Below are 13,336 nucleotides of genomic sequence, written 5' to 3'. Positions count from 1 at the left end.
GCGCGCGTGCTTCTCTGGCTGCCTCCTCTCTCGTTGCCGTCCCTGACGCGGCCGCCGGCCCCCCCCCCCCCCCCCCCCCCCCCCCCCCCCCCCCCACCCCAATCCCGACAAACACGAGAAGACCACCAACCCCGTTAAGGAGTCCTGGCGGTGGCATCGAGCCCCGGCCAGGTACAACGTTCACCAGCTCAAGGCTGGTCTCCGTTTGCGGGCAATGCATTCGACATTTCACTCGAACCCAAAAGCCGGATCCTCAGCGCGGGGCCATGATTGCGCTATCGAAGCGCTTTCATGGCCTTTGCTGGCTAGTAGCCAGTGTCGGCCCCACTGTTCCCTGCCACGCACGCGCGAGAGCCCCCGCCAATGGTTTAGCCTGCCTTTGAGCTGTCCTTGCTGGAAATAGCTATTCAGCAGTTGCCATTTTCGCCGGTGCAGCGCTCGCCAAGGATTGTGATGTGGATTCGGAATGTTGACGCACTCGATGTCGGTGTATGGCTACCTAACGGCTACCCTTTCAGAACAGGCCGCAATGCGAGGCATGCCCGAAGCGCCACGCCAGTGGGCTGATAGGGCAGGGCAGCTTTTCAATAGCCGTTTCTGGCCTTCAGTCTGGATCACGCTATCGATTGCCGGCATGGCATGTCTTACGCATGGTTTCGTGGTGTCGATCGAATGATGAGACGTTGACCAGTGTTCGTCATCTCGCTGAACAATCCCTTTGTCGTTGTGGGTGTCGATCGATTGGACACTAGGTCCGGCTGTCCGACATGCAACGGGGCCGACATATGATTTTCCCCTGGCCTGTGGCCATTCCTCGCGCGAAGGCAAAATCATCCGCTGCGCTTTGTCTGCCCCGTCTTCCACTTTGCTGCAGCCCTTCGGGTGCATGCCGGCCTTTTGCCGGTCCTTATCCGTGTCCATCGACACCGCAAACATAGGAGATGAAGCGATGACGAACATCCTGATCAACTACATCCAATTCGATGAAGCCAACAAGACACTCACCGGCAACATTGCCTCGCTGGCCTTCGACATCGAGATCACCGGCGAGGCCTTCGCAAGTGACAATGAAAAGGCACCGGTCTTCCGTATCTACGGCATGACGCCACGCGGTCGCCGTATCGAAATCGGCGGCATCTGGGAAAAGGAAAGCCAGTCGGGCAAGCCCTACCTGACCATGAGCGTCAAAACCGGCCACGCCAGACTCAACGCCAACCTCGGACGCTACTCCGGACAGGATGACGAAACACTGATGGCCATCATCCCCTGGAGGGACTGATCCGCCGGACGGGCCCCCGCTTACCAAGCGGGGGCTTCCCGCGCTTGGGCTTCCTTGGTCCCGTCGATCTTCAGAAGGGGCAACAAGCAAGGCAGATCCAAAGTTCTCCCCGTTTGCGCTTGCTCACGACTAAATGCGGTTACGAGCCTTCCCGGCCAGATTGATGTCGAACTGACCGAGGTGGAATGGCGAGGAGGCCACCAACTCATCTCGTTCCGGCCAAACAGGGGTCGAGCTTCGAAAAAAGTGCGTACCGGCGCGGTTCTTCTCGTGTCTGGGCAGTACTTACTTGTTCAGCGCATCCTTTAGGGCTTTGGCCGGGATAAAGGTGTGCTTGTTTGCCCTGCGATCTTTATCTTCTCGCCCGTCGATGGATTGCGGCCTTCACACTCCGGTGTTGCCTGTCGGGTAGGAACGACCCGTTGCCGGGTCGTTCCTCCCTAAGAACTGTACGTGCGAGTTTCCCCGCCTACAGCTCAAGCCTCCGCTAAGCCCTGTTTGACCCGAGCCGCCAGTTCCTGTGTATTGGTAGAGTATGCGGATTCACCGGGCCGATACGTAATTTCCGATGGCAGGCAGCGCCTTGCGAATTACCTGTCCCACATCGGATCAAACGGATTCGCTTCGGCTCGGATTTTTGCAGTGGCGACGACTAGGAATGTCGGATGCATGGAGTAGCGTGACAAGCGTTATCTTGCCCCCTCCGCCTTTGTTGCTCACCGCCGCGTAGGTTCTTGCCATGGTCGCCTCCATATTCGTGCTGACGATAAACCGATCATGCATCGAAATGACCGATCGGCGCAAGTCAAAACCGAATATATTATGTTCCTACTTAGGGGGTGAGCGCTTTCGGCCTTCATTCGCGGAATACAGTGTGGAATATATTCCACACCGCACAAATACACGGGTCAAATGCATGGAGTTCACATACAGAGTGGATGTATTTTCACTCTACATATAAAGACAAAGCAATTGCTTAGCGCGAGTTTGTCTAGCGGTAAGGCATTTGGCGTAAGGTGCTGCTTGCGCAATCCACTTCGGTCAGACCGGACAGGATGGAAGGTCTCGATTAGCAAGTCGCAGCGATGAACCTAAGGCGATGGCTTGGAAAATTGTTACCGAATCGGTACTGTACTTTGGCAGGATACGCAAATTTGTGATACAAATTTGCTGACGATCGACGGACGAGCCGTCGATTAGGCCTGTGGCGGGATTTAAGGAAGGTCAGATGAGCGGGTCCGCATTGGATAAGAGCGGCAAAGTCCCGAGGGGAGAGCCAAAGACCAAGGTCGTCCACGCCCGGTTTAGCGCCATGGAAATGGTAAAGATCGAGGACGCCGCGCAGGCTGCGGAGCTGACAGTCTCCGCCTTCATGCGGTCGCTCATCCTTGAGGGTGCCGGGGTTCGCCCCTTTTTCACGGAGGAGGATCGCGTCATTGTCAGCGCGCTTCTCGCCGATCTGAGGGCAGTTGGCGTCAATCTCAACCAGCTCGCCCGTGCCGCAAACCGAAGAAAGCCACGCACGGATGAAGAGCGCGCGGTGATCGATGGTGTTCAGCGGGCGATTGCGGCGCTGTTGTATGAGATCAGCTTCTTTGCCGATCGTGGCGCCAGGATGCGGAAAGGGAAGGCGTAGTGGAGTTCTTTCTCGGAGCTTTCACCGCTGAATGGGAACAGCGACGGGCGGCCTTGCTCCATGACCGCTCGCTCGGGCGAAGAAAGCCGGATGATGACGAGGAGCGCCGCCGCCGAGCAAGTATCGCGGTGAGGGCAGGTCCCGTCGGAGCGAAGCCCGGCAGCCGGTTGCGAGCGGGCGGCTCCTGGCGACCTGGAACAGGTCGCGCCGGTCCCTTTCTCGAAAGGCCGATGCGCGCGCGCTTTGAAGGCCTTGCGGCTGGTGGCCAGCCGGCCGTCGTGAAATTGGCTTCGTTCGGCGGCAGCGCGCGGCTGGGAGCGATGATCAACTATGTTTCGCGCAATGGCGAAGTGGTGGCCGAAAACGAGTGTGGCGATCAGCTGCGCGGACGCGATCAACTGTCTGCTGTGGGAAGCGAGTGGGATCACCTGATGAAGAACCGGGCTGAGAGCCGGGATATTGGCCTGTTCAAGATCGCCGTCGCCGAGGGCGGATGGCGCGCTGACGACGACCTCTTTGGCCGAGCCCGGGAGATTGTGAAGCGCGGCCTGGGTGACCGCGCCTTTGTGTTCACGGTGACCGCACGGGCTGATGGGAGCGGCTACGACATCGATGGCGTGACGGTACTGAGAAACTCCGGTGGTGAGCGATTGACGGCCGACGACAAGGCTGCAGCGATCGTGCAGGCGCGCATGGAGAGCGCTGGGGCGGACGCGGTCTTTCGATTTACCGGCTACGGCAACGGCACGGACTACGGCACCAGCCACGTGCGATCGCTGGTGGCTGCGCATAAGGGCGAGGTTCAGGACGAGCAGGGACGGTCGATCGCAGATGCCAAGCAGGCCGGAGACCTTGTTCAACTTGAATGGCGCGGCCAGCTTCATAGCCGCAAACCGCGCGATGTCATGCATCTTGTCCTGTCGGCGCGCGCCGGAACCGATGCGTCGGCCTTTCGGGAAGCAGCGCGGGATTTCCTGGGGACGCAGTTTGCCGGGCACCGTTATGTGTTCTCACTTCACGATGCTGCAAGTGACCCGAAGACGGAGGAAACAGGCGGCAAGCGGCCGCACGTTCACGTCCACGCCATCATCGCCATGCGATCGGACGCTGGTGACAGGATCGAGACGACAATCCCGGCCTTTCGGGAGTGGCGGCTGACAATGGCCGAAAGGGCGCGCGCGCACGGCATCAACATGGAGATGACCGATCGCCGTGATCGTGCGAGCCCCCCTGCTTACTCGAAAAACCAGGTCCGGCCGATGAACATGATCGGTCGTACGCAACACGAAGGTACAAGCGCCTCCGCACAACGCCGATACGACACAAAACGCTCGGATAAGGATAGCTTCCCGCGCACGCCTAGCAGCAAGGCCTATGCCCGAACGGCGCAACAGGAGTGGCATTCTATCGGTAGTTCCGCGCTATTGCCTACGCAGAAAGACTTTGCCGGGACTCAGGTAATCCGGTTTGAAGCCCACCCCGCGCGCGCCGAAAGAAAGGCGGTCTGGCAAGGCCAGCCGTCAAATTCTGGCCCCATGACCCGGCCTGAATTCGAAGCCTACGAAAGACGCGTGGAGACTGCACTCTTCCACGCGGCGCGCTCTTTGCCACCGCATGAACAGGATGGGTTTGAGGAAATTGCCAAGGCGGCGAGGGAACACGTCAATGTGCGCCGCGAACTTGTCGACATGCTGGAAGAGCGCGGTCGCAATGCTGGCGACGCGCTGGCTCGCAGCTCAAGGGTCAATGAGCGGGAAGACGAGAAGCTGCGATGGAATAATGCTGTCGAGCGACATGGGTTTGCGGCCGCCGAGGCGGCGAACAGACACCTGGTTGAGATCGAGCAATCCCGGGGAGCCATCAGCCGAGCTGAGGCGGACAACCAGGATCCGGGCAATGTCAGGGCGATGAAACAGGAACTCGAAAATCAACTGATCAAGACCGCTGAGCTTGGCGCAGGCGGAAATTCCCTGATCAGGGAAGTTGCAGAAATCGATGAGAACCTCAAAAACGCGCTCCGGGCCGTGGGACGTGAGCGGCTGAAGGCTGAGCGTGAGCGATCCCCGTCGGGCTCTGAGGCAAACGAAGTGACCGGATTGTCGGTCGGGAGCGCTCCCAAGGCGGCGTTAACGCGGGTAGGTGACGACCAAAACCGCGATGCAGACGGTCAGAGTACCGGGCAGATGGCAGGTTCCAGTGGCGATAAAACAAAGAGCGACCCCGCCAAGCATGTGCCGCGCCTGGAAGAACTGCAACGGGAAGCTGCTGAACAAAGAGCGGGCGATCACGATGATCGAGACCGGTAACAAGAGGGCAATGCCATGCGTGACGAGAGGCGGATCATCGTCGTTGAGGAGGATACCAAAAGCAACGAGGGATTGGCGACGGCATTCGGCATCGTGTTTGTCGTTGTCATGGGGATCGCATTGTTCGACCGTGGGCTGACAATGGCCTGGGCAGCAGTCGTTGGCTGGTTCAACTAAGACCTTTTGGGGAGCGGCCGTTCCTTTGCGCAAAGTGGAAGCAAAGGGAAATTATGAGACAGCCCGGCGTTTGCGTTGCACTTACGGCGTCTCAGTCAATGGTACCATCCGTTGGCGCTGGTTTTCCCCTGTCGACAGCAAACTGCATGGCGAGTTTCTTGACACAATCAGTAAGTTTGCTGGCAGCAGTGCTCACTGGTGTCTTGCTCTACGTCTGCACCCCGACGTTTACGCTCGCAGCAATAGCTGCGGCTTTTGCGATATCTGTATGCTGCATGTGTCTCGTCCGGCGAGAACCGCTCTCCCTTCGCGATGCACGAAATACAAACGAGTCGGAACTGCTTATCGACCGCCATCTGCTTCGGCTCGGCGCCATTTACGCACTTCTGTACCTCGGGGCATGTTGGGAAGCGTTATTGGCCCGAGCTTCGTGTTTGAAGAACTTAAAGGCAGCGCAATAGATATCCAGCATGACATCGTCGAAGGCGTTTATACCGTCGCGGAGGATTTCCCGCATCTGATCGACGCCAGTGAGGCCATGAAAGAAATCACCCTGTCGGCGGACGAGCGCCGCGTGCTGGCCGAGGCGAGCCTTGTCGCCCGCTATGGGAGGAAAGCCCCATCCGCCCCGAGCAGATCATCGAGCCGCGTCGTCGCGAGGACGCCGCGCAAAGCCTCTGGATGTCCTACAATGTCATTCAGGAGAATATGATAAGGGGCGGATTGAACGGGCAGCGGCGCAACGGCGAGGGCCGCGTTCGCCGCAGTCAGACTCGCGCCATTAACGGCATCGACCAGAATGTGACCCTCAACCGCGCGCTCTGGACGCTGGCTGAGGGTATGCTGCGCCTCAAGACGCGATGACCCGGAAAGCCATAGAGTCGGGTGTCCGGCTCTATGGCTTCCCGCCTTTTAGGCAGTTTTACCACCTATCCGGAGCCCGGATCGAAATTCATGAGTACGAGGGGTCGATTCTCACGAAGATTTTTGGCGCAACAACTCGCATGGATCAACGCCCAGCGCATCGGCTATTTGGCCAAGTACGGTCACGCTGGCCGAGACTTTGCCGCGTTCGATCGCGCCGACATAGCGCATACTCAAATCGGCCCGCGCTGCCAAATCCTCTTGCGTCAGGTTCTTTTCATGGCGAATGCGACGCAGGTTGACCGCCATGGATTCCTTCAAGTCCATGGCAGATGGGAAGCAGAACCGGAACCATCGTTCTAGGAACGATAGTTCCTATTCGTCTCCGATGTGCTATATAGGCCGAGTATTGTAGCGGCAGACCAACGGGTAGGTGCGTTTGGTGATCAAGTTCAGTCGATCGTTGCTTGCTGTTAATGGCTCTCGCGGGATGTACCGCGACATACTCGCTCCACGGGGATTGACAGATGCGGCGCCGGAAGATCCAACTGACGGAAAAGCAGCCGCACCCGCTTTACCCGCAAGCATCCGCGAGCGAGGTGCCGCATGCTGCTGATCTTTATGTCGGGCGTCAGGTTGTCGTTGTCCGCCTTCAATACGACGTGACGCAAGCTACGCTCGCCCGCGCTATCCGGGTAAGCCCCCAGCAACTGCAAAAATATGAGAACGGCAAGAACCGCATCAGTGCGTCCATGCTGTTTGAGATCGCGACATTCCTCGGCGTGCCTGTCAGCCGCTTTTTCGAAGGTCTGCCTGGAAATGAGAAGCAAAGCGGCGAGGTGGCCTCGCTTCCCGTCGACGAGCGGATCACATTCATAGCGAGCAGCGAGGGGCGCCGGCTGATTGAAGGGGTGATGCGGCTGCCTCCCCGCACGCGCCGCCGCGTATCCTCATTCATCGCCGCTTTAGGCGAGGAATTGGCCGCTCTGCACGGCGACACCATGGCATGCCCGCTGCCGAAGACAGAAAACGGGTACGGCGGGGCACCGGACACATATGGGGCAGGGCGGAGAGGTTCTGCATCCGATGAGGATCGGGGCCGGGCATGACGATGGCCACGTTGCAACCTACCTTCAAGGTCGGTGACTGCCGGACAATTTCCCGTGACAAGAGGTCATGGCATCGCCTTGAGGCCGATCTTGTCCGGCGCAGCGGGCTTGCCAAGGAGGAGACGGCGATCACCTCCAGCCGGCATGTTGTGCTTCTCAATGTGCAGGGCAACTCAGAGCGTGGCCAATACTTCATAGATGGCAGGAACGCCGGATTTGTACCCCGAAAGCCCGGCGCAATCCTGTTTGTTCCCGCCGGATGCAGCTGGCGGGGCTGGGAAGCCGGCGCCTCGATGGCGGCCTATCTGGCGATCCAGGTCAAACCGGCACATGTGGCAGAGCTTCTTGACCGGGTACCATCGGGATCGCTGCCGTCGCTCGCGCCGGATCTCGGCTTCGAGGATCCCATCATCCTGAACGCAGCGCGCGGGATAGGCGCAGAGATCCGTGACCGCAATCCTCTCAGCGCCATGCTTGTGGAGAGCTATACAGCCACAATCTTCGCCCAGCTTATGCGCAGGCAAAGATATCCGGCCGCTGTCCGCAAAGGCGGGCTCGCCCCGGTTAACCTTGACCGGGTGATTCAGAGAATTGATGATGACCTCACGGCGGACTTGTCGCTGTTGCAACTGGCCGAGCTTGCCGGTTTGAGCGTTCCGCACTTTTGCCGGGCGTTCAGGCAAACGCTTGGATGTCCGCCCTATGCTTTCATCATCCGGCGCAGGATCGAGCGGGCAAAGGACTTTCTGCGCCATTCCTCGATGCCGGTCACCGATATCGCGCTGTCATGTGGCTTCTCCAGTTCGAGCCATTTTTCCAATGCCTTTCGCCGGGAAGTGGGTATGACCCCCGTGGCCTATCGCGGCACCTGGCCGGGCAAAGCACAACAATGATTTACTGATCAGATCCCGCACCTGCATCAATTTACTGCAAGCACCCTCGCGCTGGCTGTCGCATCTTCGCGAAAAGCAAACGAGGGTCTCCGGTGCATACGCAATCTGACAACGGTCAATTTCAGCCCCTCATTTCTGACATCAACGCCCCGCTGCGCGTCAAAAATCTGAAGAAGCGCTTTGGTACGCTCGAAGTCCTCAAAGGGATTTCCATGACCGCGCAGCGCGGCGATGTCATCTCCATCCTTGGGAGCAGCGGTTCTGGAAAAAGCACTTTTTTGCGCTGTGGACTGGCAGGAAGGCATTTCTGGAGTCCAAAGATGGTGCGACGGCTGTGCTCTACGGCCCCAGAATTTCGGGCGGCCTTTTCGGTCCAGGTGTGGGCATCGGTTTGCGGAAGCAGGACAAGCAACTTGCCGAGCTCTTCATGGCGCGATCGAAGCAATCGAGGCGGACTGATCGTTGAAAGCGACAAGCCTTAAATGATTTGGAGCGGATTTGGTGTCGAACTGAACCAATTTCGGAGACGGATTTGGCAGCGCTTTTGACTTCCTCCGAACTATCATTCTTGACTTCACCGAAAATGAGTAATTTCGCACGAAACATGGTCTGCTCAATTGGGATCCAAGTGAGCGATTGACGACTTCGGCGCTGGCCATCGCTCGATCTTGCAACGTTCGAGGTCTGGGAAGGGGCGGAGCGGTCGAGTCATGGGCAATTCCTTTGCTCCAATAAGCCATTGCTATCGCTACGAAGTCGCGCTTCGAAATCGAATCCACCGCTCCATATGTCGGCTATCGTCTTAGCCGCCTCGGTGACGTCGTTGTCAATGTCCGTGCTGTCCCATTTCTTTGGTGATGCGATCAAAGATCTGGGCGCCGTGCTTGACAACGCGGTGAATCCTGGCTGCCTGAGCCGGGCTTGAATCAGGGATCTCCAGAGTTTTAGAGACGTCATCTGGCGATCTGCCTCATGAACTTCATCAGCGAAACCATCCCGTCACCCGATTCAAAAAATAGTTGATTATTTTAGTCATAAATACTAAGCCGCTACCAACCGAAGATTGCGCCGCTCGACGGAGGCCAGGTTGATCGACGAGCCAGGGCCGTTTGCAGCGAATGTAGTGAAGGATTGCGGAGCGATGCGACCAACCCCCAAAAAGCGTTCAACAGCCGGCAATTTTGCTGCGGTATTGAGAATAGGGGCTTTGGGATGTGCACTGGTTGTTGTCGGTCCGACTGCATTAATCGCCTATGCCCAAAACAATATGGCTCCAGCGCCTCAGAACGAGGTTGCAGCACCGCCCGTGCAGGAACCGGAGATAACCCAGCCGCCAATCATGCAGCCTACTGCACCAGTGGAGGGGAGCCAACCTGGTCAGAAGAATGGAACGCTGCCGCATAATCTTTCGCCCTGGGGCATGTTCTTGGCCGCGGACTGGGTGGTCAAGTCGGTGATGATCGGTCTCGCTTTTGCCTCGCTGATCACCTGGACTGTCTGGCTGGCGAAAACGTTTGAGCTTGCCGGAGCAAGAGTGCGCGCCTATCGCGCGCTCAACGCTATCGGTAATGCTCGCACGCTGCTTGAAGCTGAACGGTCGCTCGAAGGCCGAGGCGGCCCGGGCGCGGCGCTTGTCAACGCAGCACGTGAGGAAGTGCGTCTTTCCCGTGAGGTTCAAGGATATGCAAGCGCCGATGGTTTGAAGGAGCGCGTCGCCTCGCGCCTGTCGCGCATCGAGGCTCAAGCAGGACGGCGCATGAGCCGCGGCACAGGAGTACTGGCAACCATCGGTTCAACTGCGCCCTTCGTCGGACTTTTCGGCACGGTCTGGGGCATCATGAATTCGTTCATCGGCATTTCAGAGTCCCAAACGACCAATTTGGCCGTCGTTGCACCGGGGATCGCAGAAGCGCTTCTCGCCACCGCGATCGGGCTCGTTGCCGCTATTCCGGCGGTTGTGATCTACAATGTCTTCGCGCGGTCGATCACCGGTTACCGGCAGTTGCTCGCCGATGCGTCGGCGGGGGTCGAGCGTCTTGTCAGCCGTGACGTGGATTTTGCCACGGTGCCTGCCGCCGCTCACACCTCGCGCGCTGCTGCAGAGTAGGGGGAGCGACTATGGCTGGTGGCATCAGGCACAGTGCGTCCGACGACGAGCTCCAGGAAAATCACGAAATCAACGTGACGCCGTTCATCGATGTCATGCTGGTCCTGCTCATTATCTTCATGGTAGCGGCGCCGCTGGCAACGGTCGATATCAATGTGGATCTGCCGGCCTCGACGGCAACGCCCGCGACGCGTCCCGAGCAACCGCTCTACCTGACGCTCAAGGAAGACAAGTCTATCGCAGTCGGCAACGAAACGATTTCGCGCGAAGCGCTTGGCAGTTTTCTCGATCAACGTACGCAGGGTGACAAGGAAACCCGGGTCTTTCTGCGTGCCGACCGAGCAGTCGACTACGGCGCCTTGATGGATTTGATGAACGGATTGCGCGACACAGGGTATCTCAAGATAGCTCTTGTCGGTCTGGAAAGTGTTCCTCCTCGACCCGCACCGACCGGTGAAGGCGTACAGTAGTGCATCAGCAGACAACAACTGCAACCAGAAGAGGTTTCCTGCGCCCAGATTGGCGCGAGGTTGGTCTTTGGTCGGTTGCGGGATTAGCGGTCATCGGCATTCATGCGGGTGCTGCGTGGTATGTTCAGAACTATCAACCTGAGACACCCGCAAGCGATATTGCCGCCGCCGTAATGATTGACATGGAGCCATTGCCGGCACCAGTGGTGCCAGAACCGGTTAAGGAAGAACCGCCGGCCGAAGCTGAGCCAATCAAGCCGGATACCATGGAACAGGAAGCTGCAATGCCCGAGCCTATCCCGGATGTGCAGACGGAACCCGAGCCAATTAGTCCATTGGAAGAACTGATTCCGGATCAGCCTGAACCTGAGGTGGCCGAAGAGCCCCAGCCGGAACCAGAAGTGACCGAGCAGCCCGAAGAACAGATCGAAGAGGTTGTGGAACTGCCAAAGGTAGAAGTGCCGCTTCCGGTGGTTCGTCCAACACCGAAAAAGCCCGACGTTCCAAAAAAACAGGTTACCGAGAAGGTCGTGCAGAAGCCAGCGAAGAAAGTCAGCACCGCGACCGTCCAAGACGCCACGCCCCGGGAAGCGAAACAGCAACTTAGTGTTTCGAGGGCAGCGTCAGCGCGGCAATCGGAGACCTGGCGTTCAAGAGTGCAGTCTTATCTGGCGCGCAGAGCAAACCGCGCCCGTGCGGAAGGGCAGGGTACCGTCAGGATACGCTTTGTGGTTACCAATGATGGCGCGATCGTTTCGGCTAGTGTCGTCGGGAGTTCTGGAGTGCCTCAGTTAGACCAGAGCGTGCTTGAAACAATCCGGAGGGCGTCACCAGTCCCGTCGGCGCCCGATGGAGTGGACGTATCCCGGCAAAGTTTTACCGTACCGTTTCAGATAAGATAGCCATTAAGCTCTCGTGATCATCTCTGCAGCTTTTTCGGCGATCATGATCGTTGGTGAGTTGGTATTTCCCGAGGTGATCGACGGCATGATCGAAGCATCGGCCACGCGCAGACCTCGAATGCCACGCACGCGCAATTGCGGATCGACGACGGAGTCCGGATCAGCACCCATGCGGCAGGTGCCGACGGGGTGAAAGATGGTCGTGCCAACGGCACCGGCGGCTTCGACCAGTTCATCCTCGTTCTGGTATTGCGGGCCCGGCTTGAACTCCTCCGGTCTAAAGCGCTGCAACGGTTTTTGCGCCACAATGTTGCGCGTGATGCGGATCGAGTCCGCCGCGACACGGCGATCACTCTCTGTTGTCAGATAATTTGGCTGTATGGCTGGCTGCAAGCGATGATCCGGTGACTGGACGTGTACGGAACCGCGGCTTTCGGGGCGCAGATTGCAAACGCTCGCCGTGAATGCAGGGAAGGGGTGGACGTTTTCACCAAACTTTTCCAGCGAGAGAGGTTGCACATGATATTGCAGATTGGCTGTCTCAAAAGAGGGATCGGACCGGGTAAAAACGCCGAGCTGGCTCGGCGCCATCGACATGGGTCCGGACCTGCTGATGAGATATTCAAGCGCGATTGCCGCCTTGCCGAGAAGGCGGTTGGCTTTCTCGTTGAGTGTCGGAATACCCGTAACCTTGTAGGCACAACGCAGCTGCAGATGGTCCTGCAGGTTCTCGCCGACGCCGCTCCGTTCCAGGACCGTTTCAATACCTGCACTCTGCAGTACATTTCCGCGACCGATGCCGGACAGTTCGAGGATATGGGGTGAGCCGATTGACCCCGCGGCCAGAATGACCTCGCGTCTGCATTGGATCGAACGGGTTGCCCGGGCCTGTTCGAATTCAACGCCTTTAACGGCCAAATCCTGCAGGATCAGCTTTCGTACATGCGCTCCGGTTTCAACCTTGAGATTAGGACGTCCCAGGGCAGGGCGCAGAAAAGCCTTTGCCGTGTTCCAGCGGATCCCGCGCTTCTGGTTGACCTTGAAATAGGAGGAGCCTTCATTGTCGCCGCGATTGAAATCCTCCGTGCGAGGGATGCCGGCAGCTTCCGCAGCATCGCGGAATGCATCGAGGATATCCCAATGCAGCCGCGCTTCCTCTACGCGCCATTCGCCGCCAGAACCATGAAAATTGTCCGCCCCGAGATAGTAATCTTCAGACTTCTTGAAGTAGGGAAGGACATCATCCCAACCCCAGCCGGTACATCCGTCCTGTCGCCACAAATCATAGTCGCGCGCCTGGCCGCGCATATAGATCATGCCGTTGATGGATGAGCAGCCGCCCAAGACCTTGCCGCGCGGATAACTGAGCGAGCGGCCATTTAACCCCGGTTCTGGTTCGGTTGTGAAGCACCAATCCGTGCGCGGATTGGAGATGCAATAAAGGTAGCCAACAGGAATATGGATCCAGTGATAATTGTCCTTGCCACCTGCCTCAAGGAGCAGCACGGAGACATCCCTGTTTTCAGAGAGACGATTGGCGAGCGTGCAGCCGGCAGTGCCCGCTCCGATGACGATGTAGTCATAGGTTGCCAT

General features: G+C 58.3%; 13 protein-coding genes and 1 pseudogene. 12 read left to right on the top strand and 2 right to left on the bottom strand.

Translation table 11 applies throughout. The annotated features are described in order from the left end of the window. Window positions 1-949: 949 nt before the first annotated feature. The 6 genes from PHA01_RS28355 to PHA01_RS29635 all read left to right on the top strand — a co-directional run bounded on the left by PHA01_RS28355 (window position 950) and on the right by PHA01_RS29635 (window position 6,262). The gene (locus PHA01_RS28355) at window positions 950-1,279 is read left to right on the top strand and encodes a DUF736 domain-containing protein (protein WP_271899598.1); all 330 of its coding nucleotides are present in this window, start codon (window positions 950-952) and stop codon (window positions 1,277-1,279) included. 1,228 nt (window positions 1,280-2,507) lie between these two features. After that, complete coding sequence (locus PHA01_RS28350; RefSeq protein WP_271899597.1) at window positions 2,508-2,915, top strand: MobC family plasmid mobilization relaxosome protein; 408 nt, start codon at window positions 2,508-2,510, stop codon at window positions 2,913-2,915. Next, entirely contained in the window at window positions 2,915-5,221 is a 2,307-nt protein-coding gene (locus PHA01_RS28345) for a conjugal transfer protein TraA (RefSeq protein ID WP_271899596.1), read from the top strand. Before PHA01_RS28350 ends, PHA01_RS28345 begins: the two co-directional genes overlap by 1 nt. Before the next feature lie 15 nt (window positions 5,222-5,236). Next, window positions 5,237-5,398: a hypothetical protein gene (locus PHA01_RS28340; RefSeq protein ID WP_262291149.1), complete on the top strand. Its 162-nt coding sequence runs from the start codon at window positions 5,237-5,239 to the stop codon at window positions 5,396-5,398. 430 nt (window positions 5,399-5,828) lie between these two features. Beyond that, window positions 5,829-6,110, top strand: coding sequence for a hypothetical protein (locus PHA01_RS29640; protein WP_465248747.1), 282 nt, complete (start codon window positions 5,829-5,831; stop codon window positions 6,108-6,110). Next, window positions 6,107-6,262 (top strand): hypothetical protein, encoded by a 156-nt coding sequence (locus PHA01_RS29635; RefSeq protein WP_465248746.1) that lies wholly within the window; start codon window positions 6,107-6,109, stop codon window positions 6,260-6,262. Before PHA01_RS29640 ends, PHA01_RS29635 begins: the two co-directional genes overlap by 4 nt. 111 nt (window positions 6,263-6,373) lie before the next feature. Here the strand turns inward: PHA01_RS29635 and PHA01_RS28330 are convergent, their stop codons facing one another. Next, window positions 6,374-6,589 (bottom strand): helix-turn-helix domain-containing protein, encoded by a 216-nt coding sequence (locus PHA01_RS28330; protein ID WP_112532534.1) that lies wholly within the window; start codon window positions 6,587-6,589, stop codon window positions 6,374-6,376. 200 nt (window positions 6,590-6,789) lie between these two features. On the opposite strand from PHA01_RS28330, the gene PHA01_RS28325 reads away from it, so the two are divergent. The 6 genes and pseudogenes from PHA01_RS28325 to PHA01_RS28300 all read left to right on the top strand — a co-directional run bounded on the left by PHA01_RS28325 (window position 6,790) and on the right by PHA01_RS28300 (window position 11,743). Beyond that, complete coding sequence (locus PHA01_RS28325; protein WP_271899595.1) at window positions 6,790-7,371, top strand: helix-turn-helix domain-containing protein; 582 nt, start codon at window positions 6,790-6,792, stop codon at window positions 7,369-7,371. 2 nt (window positions 7,372-7,373) lie between these two features. Beyond that, a complete protein-coding gene (locus tag PHA01_RS28320) occupies window positions 7,374-8,264 on the top strand; it encodes a helix-turn-helix domain-containing protein (protein ID WP_271899594.1) in 891 nt (296 codons plus the stop codon). A gap of 131 nt (window positions 8,265-8,395) precedes the next feature. After that, window positions 8,396-8,551: pseudogene (locus tag PHA01_RS28315) on the top strand (ATP-binding cassette domain-containing protein); the annotation flags it as partial. An 854-nt stretch (window positions 8,552-9,405) separates the two neighbouring features. Beyond that, complete coding sequence (exbB, locus tag PHA01_RS28310) at window positions 9,406-10,371, top strand: tonB-system energizer ExbB (protein ID WP_417021060.1); 966 nt, start codon at window positions 9,406-9,408, stop codon at window positions 10,369-10,371. Between the two features lie 11 nt (window positions 10,372-10,382). Next, on the top strand, window positions 10,383-10,841 hold the full coding sequence (exbD, locus tag PHA01_RS28305) for a TonB system transport protein ExbD (RefSeq protein WP_271899592.1): 459 nt from the start codon (window positions 10,383-10,385) through the stop codon (window positions 10,839-10,841). Further along, window positions 10,841-11,743, top strand: coding sequence for an energy transducer TonB family protein (locus PHA01_RS28300; protein WP_271899591.1), 903 nt, complete (start codon window positions 10,841-10,843; stop codon window positions 11,741-11,743). The genes exbD and PHA01_RS28300 overlap by 1 nt, the downstream gene beginning before the upstream one ends. A gap of 3 nt (window positions 11,744-11,746) precedes the next feature. Here PHA01_RS28300 and PHA01_RS28295 read toward each other — a convergent pair whose 3' ends face one another. Continuing rightward, window positions 11,747-13,336: a GMC family oxidoreductase gene (locus tag PHA01_RS28295; protein ID WP_271899590.1), complete on the bottom strand. Its 1,590-nt coding sequence runs from the start codon at window positions 13,334-13,336 to the stop codon at window positions 11,747-11,749.

It is taken from the genome of Candidatus Phyllobacterium onerii, from assembly GCF_028331445.1.
Classification (GTDB): domain Bacteria; phylum Pseudomonadota; class Alphaproteobacteria; order Rhizobiales; family Rhizobiaceae; genus Phyllobacterium; species Phyllobacterium onerii.
This window is presented reverse-complemented; position numbering and strand designations above follow the sequence as displayed.

Excerpts from the sequence above, each read along its gene's own strand:
- PHA01_RS28330 (WP_112532534.1), bottom strand. The coding sequence starts at position 6,589 with ATGGACTTGAAGGAATCCATGGCGGTCAACCTGCGTCGCATTCGCCAT.
- PHA01_RS28350 (WP_271899597.1), top strand. The coding sequence starts at position 2,508 with ATGAGCGGGTCCGCATTGGATAAGAGCGGCAAAGTCCCGAGGGGAGAG.
- PHA01_RS28340 (WP_262291149.1), top strand. The coding sequence starts at position 5,237 with ATGCGTGACGAGAGGCGGATCATCGTCGTTGAGGAGGATACCAAAAGC.
- PHA01_RS29635 (WP_465248746.1), top strand. The coding sequence starts at position 6,107 with ATGATAAGGGGCGGATTGAACGGGCAGCGGCGCAACGGCGAGGGCCGC.
- PHA01_RS28295 (WP_271899590.1), bottom strand. The coding sequence starts at position 13,336 with ATGGCAACCTATGACTACATCGTCATCGGAGCGGGCACTGCCGGCTGC.
- PHA01_RS28320 (WP_271899594.1), top strand. The coding sequence starts at position 7,374 with ATGGCCACGTTGCAACCTACCTTCAAGGTCGGTGACTGCCGGACAATT.
- PHA01_RS28355 (WP_271899598.1), top strand. The coding sequence starts at position 950 with ATGACGAACATCCTGATCAACTACATCCAATTCGATGAAGCCAACAAG.
- exbD (WP_271899592.1), top strand. The coding sequence starts at position 10,383 with ATGGCTGGTGGCATCAGGCACAGTGCGTCCGACGACGAGCTCCAGGAA.
- PHA01_RS28325 (WP_271899595.1), top strand. The coding sequence starts at position 6,790 with ATGCGGCGCCGGAAGATCCAACTGACGGAAAAGCAGCCGCACCCGCTT.
- exbB (WP_417021060.1), top strand. The coding sequence starts at position 9,406 with ATGCGACCAACCCCCAAAAAGCGTTCAACAGCCGGCAATTTTGCTGCG.